We start from the raw sequence: 13,642 nt of genomic DNA on the forward strand, positions 1-13,642 counted from the left end.
CCCCGGCGACGCTCCTTCCGCTAATGGACGGGCGCCCGCATCCGGGCGGGCAGCTCCGCGGGCGGCGCGATCCGGCGCCCCCAGGCATCCGCCACCAAGTCCCGCAGGGCGGCGGCGGTGATCCCGTCCGGAGCCCGCGCTTCCCCTTCCGGATCATAGATCCGCTGGAGGGCGAGACGCTCCATCTGGGTGAGCAGGTCGTCGCGCTGCAGGGTTTCCTCGGCGTGCCAGTGGGCAACCGCGTCCCGTACCTCCTGCTCGGTGGGCCCTTCCTCGGCGAGCTCCTGCACGGTCTCCTCCACCACCTGCCGGCAGGTATCCCGCCATTGCGGGTCGGTGTCCACCTCCAGCCACCAGAGGCCCAGGTCGGAATAGGTCTCGATGCGCGCGCGAAACCGGTAGGCCAGCTGGGATTCGTGCCGGAGCTTGCGGTCGAGCCGGGAGTCCATGCCGTCGCCCAGGATCTGGTTGGCGAGGCGGGCCGCGTCCCGGTCGGGGGAGGCGGCGCCGGGCGCGGGCAGGAGCCAGGACAGCTGGCCGAATTCGTCGGCTCGGGAGGGCGAGACCGCCACCGGGCCGTGCCAGCGGGCCGGGGTGACCGGGGGCGGGCCGCCGTCGGGCAGCTCCGACAGCGGGCTGAGGGCCTGCTCCAGGTCCGCCGGGTCCACGTTCCCGACCGTCGCCACCAGGACGCGTCCGCCGTGGATGGTGGCGGACCAGTAGCGGGAGAGCGAAAGCGGTGTGGCCCGGGCCAGGGCGTCGGACTCGCCCGGCAGGGGCCGCGCCAGGGGGTCGTCGCCGAGGGCCGCCGCCAGTGCCCGGTCCTCCAGCACCGCGGCGGGGTCGCTGTTCCAGGCCTCGCGCTCCCGCTCCAGCACGCCCCGCTGCCGGACCAGGGCGTCCCGGCTGATGGGCCCCGAGTGCAGCGCCTGCGCCAGCTGCCGCGCCAGATCCGTGGCCCGGTCTCCGGGAACCGTGCCGTAGAGGGTAGTCAGCTCCCGGCCGGTCTGGGCGTTGACCCGGCCGCCCAGCCGCTCGAAGGCCCGCAATCGGGCCTGGCCCGCCTCCGGCCCCTCCAGCAGGATGTGCTCCAAAAGGTGGGCGTAGCCGTCTTCCTCCGGCGCCTGGTGGCGGGTACCGTTCACCAGCCAGAGGCCCAGGGCCGCTCCGGCGAAGCCCGGCTTGCGCTGCATGGCCAGGCGCACCCCGTTGGGCCAGTCCTTCCGTATGGTTTCTTCTCGCACCGATCCTTCCCTTCCGCTCCGGGAGCACATGGGCGCGCATGGGGCCCTGCACCGGGCACCATCCGAACATCGCCTACCGTCCGTTCCCGGACCGGTTCGCCGTGCTGAGGGCTAAGGGGTTTCCGCAATCGACCCCTTTTTTCGACATGTACTACGGCGCAGCGGAAGGTGTCGAGTGCCCCGGCTCGCCGGCCCCTGTCGGCATCCCGCCGCCGGACAGTCCCCACCGCCGTCTCTTCGGAGTGCGCATCCGCCGGCCGATCTGTGGATACAACCTTTAATTGTTGTGCACCCTTTCTGAGCAGCGCTGGAAATGGCTCCCCGATTTGGTGCAAACAACCGCTACCCGGTTTGGGGTATACCGCGTAATGGACTGTTTTTTAAGGGAATAAGAATTTGGCACAAAGCATGCCTTAGGGGAAGCGAACCATATTTCGTTTCCAGCTAGGAGAACCGCATGGCCAAGCATTGCCCGTCCCGTTTCGTTCCCTTTGGGGCCTCTGTCGTCCTGCTTGCCGGCGCCGCCACGGCCCACGCAGAGCTGACCGGCAATGTGGGAGTGTCCAACAACTACATCTGGCGCGGCGTCACGCAGACCAATGACGAGCCGGCCGTTTCCGGCGGCATTGACTATGCCCATGAGTCGGGCTTCTACGCTGGAACCTGGATCTCCAACGTGGATTTCTCCGATACCACCACGGCTTCCGACAGTTCCCCCGCCTCGAAAAACGAGATCGAGCAGGACTGGTACGTGGGCTATGGCGGAGCGGTGAGCGACTTCTCCTACGACCTGGGCTACGCCCTGTTCACCTACCCGCTGTCGGACAATGCCGACTTCGGCGAGGTGTACGGCTCGGTGGGCTACAGCTATCTGTCCGTGGGCGCCGCCTATACGGTAAACAGCCAGGTGGAAGGCGAGAGCCAGTTCATGGAGGGGGACCTCTACTACTCCGCCACCCTGGACATCCCCATCGCCGGGGATTTCGGTGTGTCCGCCACCTATGGGCATTATGAGTTCGATGAGGTCTCGGACGCGTCCTACGACCACTACAACCTCTACCTGACCAAGGGGAACTTCAGCTTCGGCGTGGAGAAGAATGATCAGGACGGTGAGTACCCGGCCGGTAAGGACGCCGACGACCCCCGGGTGGTGGTGTCCTGGAGCCATTCCACCGACCTGCTGTAAGCCGGGTCACGGTTCAGCAAACTGTCCGGGGTCCGCACGGGCCCCGTCAAAGGAGGTGCAGCCATGAAACTGATTACGGCCATCATCAAGCCGTTCAAGCTGGACGACGTGCGCGAGGCCCTGGGCGAGGCCGGCGTGCAGGGGATCACCGTGACCGAAGTGAAGGGCTTCGGTCGCCAGAAGGGCCACACCGAGCTCTATCGGGGCGCGGAGTACGTGGTCGACTTCCTGCCCAAGGTGCGCATCGATGTGGTGGTCCCCTCGGACCAGGTGCAGCCGGTGGTGGACGCCATCACCGCCACCGCGCAGACCGGCAAGATCGGCGACGGCAAGATCTTCGTGTCTCCGGTGGAGCAGGTGGTGCGGATCCGCACCGGTGAGACCGACACGGACGCGTTGTAGGCCCAAGGAGCCACGCAATGGAAGCGCTGAACGGACTGAAAGAGCTGGCCTACGCCCTGGATACCTTTTATTTCCTCATGTCCGGGGCGCTGGTGATGTGGATGGCGGCCGGGTTCGCCATGCTGGAGGCGGGTCTGGTGCGCGGCAAGAACACCGCCGAGATCCTGACCAAGAACGTGGCCCTGTTCGCCGTGGCCAGCATCATGTACCTGCTGGTGGGCTACCAGATCATGTACGGGCCGGCGGTGAGCTCGGTGATTCCGGGGCTCGGCTCCCTGATCGGGGCCGACAACACCGCGGAGGAGGTGCTCGCCAGCGGCGGGGATATCTACTACTCCAACCTGTCGGATTTCTTCTTCCAGGTGGTGTTCGTGGCCACCGCCATGTCCATCGTCTCCGGGGCCGTGGCGGAGCGCATGAAGCTCTGGAGCTTCCTGGTGTTCGCGGTGGTCATGACCGGATTCATCTATCCGGTGCAGGGCATGTGGACCTGGGGCGGCGGCTGGCTGACCGAGGCCGGCTTCTCCGACTTCGCCGGCTCCGGCATCGTGCACATGGCGGGCGCCTCCGCGGCCCTGGCCGGGGTGCTACTGCTCGGCCCCCGCAAGGGCAAGTACGGCGCCGACGGCACCATCAACGCCATTCCCGGCGCCAACCTGCCCCTGGCGACCCTCGGTACCTTCGTGCTGTGGCTGGGCTGGTTCGGCTTCAACGGCGGCTCCGAGCTCATGGTCTCCAACGTGAGCGAGGCCAACGCCGTGGCCAAGGTCTTCGTCAACACCAACATGGCGGCGGCCGGCGGCGTGGTGGCCGCGCTCCTCACGGCGCGCGCCCTGTTCGGCAAGGCGGACCTGACCATGACCCTGAACGGCGCCCTGGCCGGCCTGGTGGCCATCACCGCCGAGCCCCTGGCTCCGTCGCCCCTGCTGGCCACCGTGATCGGCGCCATCGGCGGCATTCTGGTGGTGTTCTCCATCATCGCCCTGGACAAGCTCAAGATCGACGATCCCGTGGGCGCCATCTCCGTGCACGGTGTGGTGGGGATCTGGGGCCTGCTGGCGGTGGTGCTTTCCAACGACGGCGCCAGCCTCGGCGGACAGCTCCTCGGCATGGTGGGCATCTTCGGCTGGGTGTTCGTGGCCAGCCTGATCGTCTGGGGAATCCTCAAGGCGGTGATGGGGATCCGCGTCTCCGAGGAGCTGGAGTACGAGGGGCTGGACCTCAGCGAGTGCGGCCTGGAGGCCTATCCGGAGTTCGCCAGCTCGCGCACCTGAAAACGGGGGCCGTCCCTCCGGCTTTCCGGAGGGGCGGGTGCGCCCCGGGCGGCACGTCCCGGAGCTCCGGGAATCGCCGACCGATCCCTTAGGAGGCCATTTGCAGGAGTAATTTCCAGGAATCGATTGAAGGCCGGATACCCCGGGTCGGAGCCGCCGAACGCGGCCGGCCCGGGGCTTTTTGTCCGCGACACGAAAAAGGCCCGCGGCCGGAACGGGCCGCGGGCCTTCAATTGCCGCTTCGTATGGTGCGCGGGGTGGGACTTGAACCCACACGAGCGTAAGCCCACTAGCCCCTCAAGCTAGCGCGTCTACCGATTCCGCCACCCGCGCATGGGTGGTGCCCGCGACTGGACTTGAACCAGTGGCCTCACCCTTACCAAGGGTGTGCTCTACCGGCTGAGCTACGCGGGCATCCGACTGGTGATGTTCCCACTGCCGGCGGGAAAATCCAACCCCGGCAGGGAGGGCTTCCGCGAGCCCTTCACGAGCACGCCGGGAGTGCCTTGGGCTCGAATGCCCACCGGCGCGTCGCTACGGTCTACTTAGACCACGAAAAATGTGGTCGGGGTCATCGCTAAAGCGCCGCCCCGTGCTACTTAGACCATGAATATGGTCGGGGTGAGAGGATTCGAACCTCCGGCCCCCGCCTCCCGAAGGCGGTGCTCTGCCAGGCTGAGCTACACCCCGTTTGCCCGGCTGATCGCTCGGCCGGGACTGCGTCCAGCGATTCAATCGGGAAAATGGAGCGGGCGATCGGATTCGAACCGACGACATCCACCTTGGCAAGGTGGTGCTCTACCAGCTGAGCTACGCCCGCTTTGCATACGACGCAAAAATGGTGCGCGGGGTGGGACTTGAACCCACACGGCCTCGCGGCCACTAGATCCTGAATCTAGCGCGTCTACCGAATTCCGCCACCCGCGCTGCATATTGTTCGCTCCGGCTCGACGCCGGATGCCTTGCATCCCCATACCAGGATTGGAGCAGTGGGGCTCCGTATGCAAGGGCCATGTAGAATAGAATTCTATGGCCGTGGAGACAAGGGGGGTACGGCAGTTTCTTGAAAATTTCTCGATGCCGGGAAACCATTCCGATTGGGAGGTAGTCGACAGTGGCCGAAGGAACGGAATCGCAAAGCACCGCGACCCCCTTCAAGGGGTTCGCCCATCCCCGGGGCGTGGGCCTCACGCTCAGTGCCCGGGGCTGTCGGTGGTCGCTCACGCTGAGGACGCCCGATGGCGGGATGTATCCGCCCTTCGAGGAGTACCACCAGCGAGAGATGACGCCCGCCGACGTGCAGCGGTTCATCAGCGGTCGGGGACTATCCTGGGAGCGCCGCACGGGCGAGACCGGCCGGGAGGAGCTGGTTGCCCGGGACAACGGCTTCGTGGTGCACCTGACCCCGGCCCTGGAGACGCCGCTGGATGAGGAAGGGATGCTCGCCGAGCTGGAGGCCCGGCTCGACTAGCGGGCGACTTTCCGCCGATGCGGCCGGGATGGCCGCGCTTCACGTGCCGTCCGGTACCCAGTAGCCTCGGCAGTCCCATTCCCAGAGCGTTACCGGGTCGGCGTCCAGTCGCGCCGCGGTGAGCGCCCCGCCCCAGACGCAGCCCGAATCGAGTCCCAGGGTGTCCCGGGTCCGGGTGAGGCCGTCCGCCGCCCAGTGGCCGTAGACGATGGGGGTGCCGCGGGAGCGCCGCTCGGGATGGGCGTACCAGGCCTGGAAGCGGGGCTCCGCCGGGGCGGTTCCACCCCAGGCGAATTCTCCGTCCGCGGTGCAGAACCGGGTGCGGGTGAGAACGGCGGCGTTGAAGCGCAGCCACTGCCACTCCCGGTCCGGATCGGGCTCGCTGGTGGGCAGGTCCTTGCTGGAGAGGGAGCCGGCCAGCTCCGGCCCCCGTGGGCCCCGCAGGGTTTCCGCCACCGCCTCGGCCCGGCGGTGGGCCTCCTCCAGGTCCCAGGCGGGGTGGAGGGCCGCGTGGACCATGGTCCAGCCCGGATCCCCCTCGCTGTGGAGCAGGGGCTGCCGGCGCAGCCAGGCCACCAGCTCCGGCCCGTCCTCCGCCTCCAGGAGCTCGCCCACCGTATCCTTGCCGCGCATGTCCGCCAGGCCGTGGGCGAGGGCGATCAGGTGCAGGTCGTGGTTGCCGAGTACGATCCGCACCGCGTCGCCCAGCTGGCGCAGGCGGCGCAGCACGTGCAGGGAGCGCGGGCCGCGGTTGACCAGGTCACCTACCACCCAGAGCCGGTCCCGGCCGGGCTCGAAGCCGATCCGGTCCAGCAGTCCCTCCAGCTCTTCCCCGCAGCCCTGGATGTCTCCCACAGCATAAACGGCCATGACGGTTCCCTTGCCTATTGCGGCGCATTGGAAGGGCCATTCTACCGGTAGCGGCGCGCCTGGCGGTCAATGGTCCCCGGCGGCGGAGGGGAGGTTGGGACGGCGCAGCACCGGGGCGGGCTCCTCCGCGGGCCGGCCCAGGTAATAGCCCTGCCCGTAGTGCACGCCCATGTCGCGGAGCAGGGCCAGGGTCTGGCCGTTCTCCACGAACTCGGCCACCACCTCCTTGCCCAGGGTGTCGGCGATGTCCACCAGGGCCCGGACGATGGCGTGGTCCAGGGTGGATCCGGCCAGCTCGCGGATGAAGCGCCCGTCGATCTTGACCAGATCCACCGGAAGCTCGCGGAGGTAGGCGAAGCTGGCGAAGCCGCTGCCGAAGTCGTCCAGGGAGAAGCGGCAGCCCATCTCCTTGAGCGTCCAGATCATGGTCTTGGCGGCTTCGATGTTGGCGATGGCTTCGGTCTCCGTGATCTCGAATACCACGGAGGCCGGGTCCAGGGCCCAATGGTGGATCTGGGCGCGGATCTCGTCGAACAGCGGCTGGTCGTTGAAGGCGCGGGCCGACAGGTTGACGGAGAAGGTCAGCCCCGGCCGCTGCCGGCGCAGCACCGCCAGCTCCGCCAGGGCATTGCGGACCACCCAGCGGTCGATCTCGCCCATGAGGCTGAAACGCTCGGCGGTGGGTAGGAAGGCGCCCGGCGGCAGAAGATCGTCGCCGTCCTCCATGCGCAGCAGGGCCTCGTGGAAGTCGCCGGTCTCGCCGCCGAGCCCGCGGATGGGCTGGTAGAGCAGGCGGAAGCGGTCCCGGTTCAGGGCGTTGCGGATGCGGTGGAACGTCTCCAGCCGCTCGCTCATGATCTGCTCGGCGGTCTCCCCCGGCGCATAGAGGGTGACCCGGTTCCGTCCCTCCTCCTTGGCCTGGCTGCAGGCGAGGTCGGCGCGGGCCAGGAGGTCGCCGGCGGTGGCGGGGGCGCCCTCCAGCGGCGCGATGCCGATGCTCGCCGACAGGGTGATGTCCCGGTCACCCACGTCGAAGCCGAAGTGGGCGAGCCGCTGGCGGATGGTCTCGCCGAGCGTACGCGCGGCTTCCGGCTCCATCTGGGGCACCGCCAGGACGAATTCGTCGCCGCCCACCCGACCGAGCAGGGAGTCGGCCGGCTGGTGGGCGATCAGCTCCTTGGCCACCTCGGCGAGCAGGTGGTCGCCGGTTTCGTGGCCCAGCGTGTCGTTGATGTAGCGGAACTGGTCCAGGTCGATATAGAGCAGCGCGAGGCACGCTTCGGCCCGCTCCGCCTCCCGGTCCACCTCCTCCTGCAGCCGCCGCTGGAGGTGCTGCCAGTTCATCAGTCCGGTGAGCGGATCCAGGTAGGCCTGGTGGGCGAGATGCTCGGCGCGCTGGCGGTGGTGGCCGGCGGTGCGGGCCAGGGCCACCAGGTCGGCGATGGAGCCGGCGAAGGCGATCTCGGACTCGTTCCAGGTGCGCGGCTCGCCCGTGTGCTCGAAGCAGACCACCCCCGTCATCCGGCCCTCGATGAGGATGGGGGCGTTCAGCAGCGCGGTTATGCCGTGCCGGGCGATGTAGGTGTCCCGGAGCTCGCTGATATGGGGATGGGAGCCCGGATTCTCCACCACGAGCACCCGGCTGGCGCGAAGGGCGTCCAGGTAGAGGGGGGTCTCGGCCACATTCAGCACCTCCCCGGCGGTGTGGCGGCCCTCGGTGCGGTGGAAGTTCTCCGCGCAGCGCAGGAACTGGTGGTCGGGGGAGAACCACCAGATGGTGATCCGCTCCAGGCTCAGCGCGCGGGCGGCGTGCTCGGCGATGTGGACCAGGCCCCAGCCCTCGTTGGCGATGAGCTCCTCGGCCTCCCGGGCGAGGCTGGAGATGGTTTCCTGCAGGTCGCGGGCCTGGACCTCCTGCCGGCGGTCGGCGATAACCAGGCTGTATCCCCGGCAGCCGTGCAGGGGGTTGTCCAGGAAGCGGACGAAGACGTGCACCGGAATGCGCTGGCCGTCGGGCCCCCGGAGAATGGCCTCCCGGCGCAGCCCCTGGTTCAGGGCGGGCGCCTCGTGCCGTGCGGGGAGCGCACGCAGGGGGGACTCGGGAGCCGTCAGGGTCCGGAAGCTCAGGCCCTCTAGATCCTCGGGGCTGTGGCCGAGAAGCTCCCGGATATTGGAGGAAATGCGGCGCAGCGTCTGATGGGGGTCCAGGTGGGCGAAGGCGAAGCCCGCTTCCCGGGAGACATTGTCCCAGAAGGAGAATTGCCGGTTGTCCTCGCGCAGCAGGCGCATGGAGGCCAGGACCACGCCCAGGACCAGGAAGGAGACCAGCAGTCCGGGCACTTCGGTCTCCCAGGGGCCGCCCCGCCAGGGAACGTCGGTGTGCAGGAGGGTGAAGGTCTGCCGCGCGGCCATCAGGGTGGTGAGGCCCGCCAGCAACAGGAACGGTAAACGGCGGTCCCGAAGCAGCAGCCAGAGAGCCAGGGCAACCCCGATCAGGCGTGTGGTGATGGAGAAGAGCAGCAGGGTGCCCATGGCCTGTTAAAGTCCCCTTCTTACCCTGGGAGGTTCCGGGCCTCGCCCTACGGCAGGCTGTTTGCCCGGCGCCGGTCCCGGTGGCCGGCGGTGAAAGTCCGCATGGTGGGCGAGGTTACCGCAAAATGTCCTGTCTTGCAGCGCATGTGCGCGATCAGTGTCCGCCAGCCACGGCCATCCACAGGGCCCAGAGGCCGAAGCCGATCAGCAGGATGCCGGCGGCGCGACGCACCCGGTGGTCGCCGAGCCAGGACCCGAGCACGGCGGCGAACATCCCCATGGCCAGCAGGTTGGGCAGCGTGCCCAGGCCGAAGGCCAGCATGAGGAGGGCGCCGTGTGCCGCGCCGCCGGCGGTGAGCGCCTGGATCAGTACCATGTAGACCATGCCGCAGGGCAGCCAGCCCCACACGGCCCCCAGCCCCAAGGCCGTGCCCACCCCGCGGACGGGGAGCAGGCGCTGGCCGAGGGGCTCCAGGCGCCGCCAGAGCGGCATCCCGATGCGCTCCACGCGACTGAAGGCGGGCCACCAGCCGCCGATATACAGGCCCAGCGCCACCATGAGGAGGCCGGCCAGGCCGCGCAGGATCAGGGGCCCGAGGGCGTGCGGCGCGCCCAGGGCGAGCGCGGTACCGAGCGCCCCGGCGCCGGCGCCGGCGGCGGTATAGCTGGCGATGCGGCCCAGGTTGTAGGCGAGGAGGAAGGGGAGCTGACGCCACAGGGAGGTCCGGATGCGGGCGTCGAGGCCGAAGGTGAGCGTTGCGGTGATGCCGCCGCACATGGCCGCGCAATGAGGCCCCCCGAGCAGTCCCACCACGAACGCGGCGGATAGGGTAAGGGCTTCCATCTCCAAGAGAGGTACTCCGGAATAGGGAGGAGGCGGGGGAAGGGTAAGTCATCCCCGGATTGGAATCCATCACCGGCGGCGCGGTTCGGGGAATTTAGATAAAAAAATGGAGCGGGCCGGGAAAAGGGGGGGGAAACCGGCATCCGCTCCACCGGGCCGCGAACGACCCTAAACCAACCAAATTGTCGATGCCCGGGGGCATCAAGGGAGGGCTACGCCCTCGCTATGGCCTCACCCTCCTGTAAAGCAAGTCCGATGCCAAAACCTAGCGAGGCGGTGCTCCGGGCATCGAGGCCATGTTCTTCCCAACAACCGATGACTGCAGGATACCGCATCTGACCCAAACGGCACAATGGTTGTTCTGTATTGGACGCCTGGGACACATGGGATGGCGAAGTGCTCGACCCTGTGGCCAAGGGGACGGTTTAGGGATACATTGGACACTTACAATGCCCTTTGACGCAGATCAAGGGTCGACTCCGCAAGGGGGAGGTTCCCCATGCGCTATATACTCGCTGTGCTTGTCCCGCCCGCCGCCGTCTGCCGGCTCGGCTGTCATACCGTTCCGCCCATCCTGGTGTTCTGGCTTGCCGCGCTGGCCACCCTCTTCCTGGCCCCTGCGTGGACCCTGGTATGGCTGGGGCTGGCCGCCTTCTTCTGGGTGGCGGCCACCACCTGGGCGGTGCTTACCATGCGGGCGGTGGCAGCGGATTCCCATGAAGCGCCGCACAGCAACCGGCATCGGCACATGGATCCGGAGCGCCACTTCCCGGGCGAGGGGGAGATTCCCTTGGAGGAGTGAGCGCCGATCCGGAGCGGGCCTCCTGACGGACCGGCGCCATTCGGTCCGAAGGGGCGGTGGCGTCCGGCCGAACGGCTCCGTCCTCAGCGCGCCACCGCCTTGGCGGCGGGATGGTGGGACAGCACCTCCGCCAGATAGCGGCCCGTGTGGCTCTGCGCCTCCCGGGCCACATCCTCCGGAGTGCCGGTGGCGATGATCCGGCCGCCGCCCTCGCCGCCTTCCGGCCCCAGGTCGATGATCCAGTCGGCGGTCTTCATCACGTCCAGATTGTGCTCGATGACGATCACGGTGTTGCCGTGGTCGCGCAGCCGGTGGAGCACGGTGAGCAGCTGGCGGATGTCGTGGAAGTGCAGCCCGGTGGTGGGCTCGTCGAGAATGTACAGGGTGCGTCCCGTATCCCGTCGGGAGAGCTCGCGGGCCAGCTTCACCCGCTGGGCCTCGCCGCCGGACAGGGTGGTGGCGCTCTGGCCCAGCTTCACGTAGGAGAGCCCGGCGTCCATGAGGGTCTGGAGCTTGTTGGCCACCGCGGGCACCGGATCGAAGAACTCCCGGCCCTCCTCGATGGTCATCTCCAGCACCTCGTGGATGTTCTTGCCCTTGTAGCGCACCTCCAGGGTCTCCCGGTTGTAGCGCTTGCCCTCGCACTCGTCGCACGGCACGAAGGCGTCGGGCAGGAAGTGCATCTCCACCTTGATGACGCCCTCGCCCTGGCAGGCCTCGCAGCGGCCGCCCTTGACGTTGAAGGAGAAGCGCCCGGGCTTGTAGCCGCGCGTCCGGGCCTCCTGCGTGCCGGCGAACAGCTCGCGGATGGGGGTGAAGACCCCGGTGTAGGTGGCCGGGTTGGAGCGCGGCGTGCGGCCGATGGCCGACTGGTCGATATTGACGATCTTGTCGATACGCTGCATGCCGTGGATGGCGTCGTGCGGCGCGGGCTGGGCCCGGGCGCCGTGCAGCTCGCGCGACACGCCCTTGGCCAGGGTCTCGTTGATGAGCGTGGACTTCCCGGACCCGGAGACGCCCGTGACGCAGGTGAACAGCCCCAGCGGGATGTCCACGTTCACGTCGTTCAGGTTGTTGCCGCGTCCGCCCTCCACGGTGATCGCGTGGTCTTCCGCAGGAAGGTGGCGCTGGTCCGGAACGGCGATCTCCTGGCGGCGCGACAGGTAGGCGCCGGTGAGGCTGTGCTCGTCGCGGGCCACCTCGTCGGGCATGCCGGTGGCCACAACCTCGCCGCCGTGGGTGCCGGCGCCGGGGCCCATGTCCACCACGTGGTCGGCGGCGCGGATGGCCTCCTCGTCGTGCTCCACCACGATCACCGTGTTCCCCAGGTCCCGCAGGTGCTTGAGGGTGCCCAGCAGGCGACCGTTGTCGCGGGGGTGGAGGCCGATACTCGGCTCGTCGAGTACGTACATGACCCCCACGAGCCCGGCACCGATCTGGCTGGCCAGCCGGATGCGCTGGGCCTCGCCGCCCGAGAGGGTGTCGGCGGAACGGTCCAGGGTCAGGTAGTCCAGGCCCACGTCCACAAGGAACGATAGGCGATCGTTGATCTCCTTGAGGATGCGCTCGGCGATCTGCGCCCGGCTGCCGTGCAGGTTCAGGTTCCGGAAGAAGTCCAGGGTGCGGTGCACGGGGTCGGCGGTGACCTCGTGGATGGGCCGTTCGCCCACCAGCACGTTGCGGGCCTCGATGCGCAGGCGCGCTCCGCCGCAGTCCGGGCAGGGCTCCTCGGTGATGTACTTGGCCAGGTCCTCGCGCACCGCGGCGGATTCGGTCTCCCGGTAGCGGCGCTCCAGGTTGGGGATCACGCCCTCGAAGGGCATGTCCCGGTAGTGGGCGCTTCCCGACTCCGACTCGAAGCTGAAGCGGATCTTCTCGCCGCCCGAGCCGTAGAGGATGACCCGCTGCACCTCGTCGGTGAGGTCCTCGAAGGGGGTTTCGGTGTCGAAGCCGTAGTGGTCGCCCAGGGCCTCCAGCATCTGGAAGTAGAAATGGCTGTGGCGCTTGTCCCAGGGCCGGATGGCGCCCTCGCGCAGGGTCCAGTCCCGATGGGGGATGACCCGCTGCGGGTCGAAGGAGCTGATGGCGCCCAGGCCATCGCAGGTGGGGCAGGCGCCGTGCGGATTGTTGAAGGAGAACATCCGCGGCTCGAGGTCCGGATAGGAAACGTTGCAGTCGGGGCAGGCGAAGCGCTCCGAGAACAGCAGCTCCGGGCCGTCCATCACCTGCACCTGGGAAAGCCCCTCGCCGTAGCGCAGGGCCGTCTCCAGCGACTCGGCCAGTCGGTTGCGGGCGTCCTCGCGCACCTTCAGCCGATCCACCACCAGCTCCACCTGGTGGGCGCGCTTGCCGTCGAGGTCCGGCACGCCGCCGTCGAGCTCGGTCATCTCGCCGTCGATGCGGGCGCGGATGAAGCCCTGGGCGCGCACCTTCTCCAGCAGCTCGCGGTGCTCGCCCTTGCGGCCGCGCACGATGGGGGCGAGTACGTAGATGCGGGTGCCCTCCTCCATGCCCAGCACCTGGTCCACCATCTGGGTGACGGTCTGCGCCCGGATGGGCTTGCCGCAGGAGTAGCACACCGGCTGGCCCACCCGCGCGTAGAGCAGGCGCAGGTAGTCGTAGATCTCGGTGACCGTGCCCACGGTGGAGCGGGGGTTGTGGGAGGCGGTCTTCTGCTCGATGGAAATGGCCGGGGAGAGGCCCTCGATGGACTCCACCTCCGGCTTGTTCATCATGTTGAGGAACTGCCGGGCGTACGCGGAAAGGCTCTCCACGTAGCGCCGCTGGCCGTCGGCATAGAGGGTGTCGAAGGCGAGCGAGGACTTCCCGGAGCCGGAGACGCCGGTGATGACCACCAGCCGGTCCCTGGGGATGTCCACATTGACGTTCTTCAGGTTGTGGGTGCGCGCGCCGCGGACCTGGATCCAGTCCATGCTTATCCGTTGTTCGGGCTTGGGCCCGGAAGACTCCCGGGCTGTCGGAAAACGAAATCGCGCCCCGGGGCTCCCGGACCGCCA

10 protein-coding genes and 5 tRNA genes are annotated in these 13,642 nt (G+C 68.3%); 5 read left to right on the forward strand and 10 right to left on the reverse strand.

What is annotated here, in order from left to right:
- Positions 1–20 precede the first annotated feature (20 nt).
- Positions 21–1,244 (reverse strand): M16 family metallopeptidase, encoded by a 1,224-nt coding sequence (locus tag ACERLL_RS03020; protein ID WP_373654584.1) that lies wholly within the window; start codon positions 1,242–1,244, stop codon positions 21–23.
- A gap of 457 nt (positions 1,245–1,701) precedes the next feature.
- Between ACERLL_RS03020 and ACERLL_RS03025 the strand changes: the two genes are divergently transcribed.
- The 3 genes from ACERLL_RS03025 to ACERLL_RS03035 all read left to right on the forward strand — a co-directional run bounded on the left by ACERLL_RS03025 (position 1,702) and on the right by ACERLL_RS03035 (position 4,106).
- On the forward strand, positions 1,702–2,430 hold the full coding sequence (locus tag ACERLL_RS03025; RefSeq protein WP_373654585.1) for a TorF family putative porin: 729 nt from the start codon (positions 1,702–1,704) through the stop codon (positions 2,428–2,430).
- Between the two features lie 63 nt (positions 2,431–2,493).
- Positions 2,494–2,832, forward strand: coding sequence for a P-II family nitrogen regulator (locus tag ACERLL_RS03030; protein ID WP_373654586.1), 339 nt, complete (start codon positions 2,494–2,496; stop codon positions 2,830–2,832).
- A gap of 26 nt (positions 2,833–2,858) precedes the next feature.
- Positions 2,859–4,106 carry an ammonium transporter gene (locus ACERLL_RS03035; RefSeq protein WP_373654840.1) on the forward strand — a complete coding sequence of 416 codons (1,248 nt, stop codon included), beginning with the start codon at positions 2,859–2,861 and terminating at the stop codon, positions 4,104–4,106.
- 246 nt (positions 4,107–4,352) lie between these two features.
- Here ACERLL_RS03035 and ACERLL_RS03040 read toward each other — a convergent pair.
- From ACERLL_RS03040 to ACERLL_RS03060, 5 genes are all read right to left on the reverse strand, one after another.
- Positions 4,353–4,439: transfer RNA gene (locus tag ACERLL_RS03040), tRNA-Leu, on the reverse strand.
- 5 nt (positions 4,440–4,444) lie between these two features.
- Positions 4,445–4,520 (reverse strand) — tRNA-Thr (locus ACERLL_RS03045).
- A gap of 199 nt (positions 4,521–4,719) precedes the next feature.
- Positions 4,720–4,796: transfer RNA gene (locus ACERLL_RS03050), tRNA-Pro, on the reverse strand.
- A gap of 54 nt (positions 4,797–4,850) precedes the next feature.
- Positions 4,851–4,926: transfer RNA gene (locus tag ACERLL_RS03055), tRNA-Gly, on the reverse strand.
- A 19-nt stretch (positions 4,927–4,945) separates the two neighbouring features.
- Positions 4,946–5,033: transfer RNA gene (locus tag ACERLL_RS03060), tRNA-Leu, on the reverse strand.
- A 187-nt stretch (positions 5,034–5,220) separates the two neighbouring features.
- On the opposite strand from ACERLL_RS03060, the gene ACERLL_RS03065 reads away from it, so the two are divergent.
- Positions 5,221–5,577: a hypothetical protein gene (locus ACERLL_RS03065; protein WP_373654587.1), complete on the forward strand. Its 357-nt coding sequence runs from the start codon at positions 5,221–5,223 to the stop codon at positions 5,575–5,577.
- A gap of 39 nt (positions 5,578–5,616) precedes the next feature.
- Here the strand turns inward: ACERLL_RS03065 and ACERLL_RS03070 are convergent, their stop codons facing one another.
- The 3 genes from ACERLL_RS03070 to ACERLL_RS03080 all read right to left on the reverse strand — a co-directional run bounded on the left by ACERLL_RS03070 (position 5,617) and on the right by ACERLL_RS03080 (position 9,823).
- Positions 5,617–6,447 (reverse strand): symmetrical bis(5'-nucleosyl)-tetraphosphatase, encoded by an 831-nt coding sequence (locus ACERLL_RS03070; protein WP_373654588.1) that lies wholly within the window; start codon positions 6,445–6,447, stop codon positions 5,617–5,619.
- Between the two features lie 66 nt (positions 6,448–6,513).
- Positions 6,514–8,979, reverse strand: coding sequence for a putative bifunctional diguanylate cyclase/phosphodiesterase (locus tag ACERLL_RS03075; RefSeq protein WP_373654589.1), 2,466 nt, complete (start codon positions 8,977–8,979; stop codon positions 6,514–6,516).
- Positions 8,980–9,133: 154 nt separating this feature from the next.
- Positions 9,134–9,823 (reverse strand): sulfite exporter TauE/SafE family protein, encoded by a 690-nt coding sequence (locus ACERLL_RS03080; RefSeq protein WP_373654841.1) that lies wholly within the window; start codon positions 9,821–9,823, stop codon positions 9,134–9,136.
- Positions 9,824–10,322: 499 nt separating this feature from the next.
- On the opposite strand from ACERLL_RS03080, the gene ACERLL_RS03085 reads away from it, so the two are divergent.
- Positions 10,323–10,625, forward strand: coding sequence for a hypothetical protein (locus tag ACERLL_RS03085; protein ID WP_373654590.1), 303 nt, complete (start codon positions 10,323–10,325; stop codon positions 10,623–10,625).
- An 83-nt stretch (positions 10,626–10,708) separates the two neighbouring features.
- Here the strand turns inward: ACERLL_RS03085 and uvrA are convergent, their stop codons facing one another.
- A complete protein-coding gene (gene uvrA, locus ACERLL_RS03090; RefSeq protein WP_373654591.1) occupies positions 10,709–13,558 on the reverse strand; it encodes an excinuclease ABC subunit UvrA in 2,850 nt (949 codons plus the stop codon).
- Positions 13,559–13,642 lie beyond the last annotated feature (84 nt).

The sequence above is a fragment of the Thiohalorhabdus sp. Cl-TMA genome, assembly GCF_041821045.1.
GTDB lineage: Bacteria > Pseudomonadota > Gammaproteobacteria > Thiohalorhabdales > Thiohalorhabdaceae > Thiohalorhabdus > Thiohalorhabdus methylotropha.

Coding starts and splice junctions, on each gene's coding strand:
- uvrA (WP_373654591.1), bottom strand. CDS start 13,558: ATGGACTGGATCCAGGTCCGCGGCGCGCGCACCCACAACCTGAAGAAC.
- ACERLL_RS03075 (WP_373654589.1), bottom strand. CDS start 8,979: ATGGGCACCCTGCTGCTCTTCTCCATCACCACACGCCTGATCGGGGTT.
- ACERLL_RS03070 (WP_373654588.1), bottom strand. CDS start 6,447: ATGGCCGTTTATGCTGTGGGAGACATCCAGGGCTGCGGGGAAGAGCTG.
- ACERLL_RS03080 (WP_373654841.1), bottom strand. CDS start 9,823: ATGGAAGCCCTTACCCTATCCGCCGCGTTCGTGGTGGGACTGCTCGGG.
- ACERLL_RS03085 (WP_373654590.1), top strand. CDS start 10,323: ATGCGCTATATACTCGCTGTGCTTGTCCCGCCCGCCGCCGTCTGCCGG.
- ACERLL_RS03025 (WP_373654585.1), top strand. CDS start 1,702: ATGGCCAAGCATTGCCCGTCCCGTTTCGTTCCCTTTGGGGCCTCTGTC.
- ACERLL_RS03030 (WP_373654586.1), top strand. CDS start 2,494: ATGAAACTGATTACGGCCATCATCAAGCCGTTCAAGCTGGACGACGTG.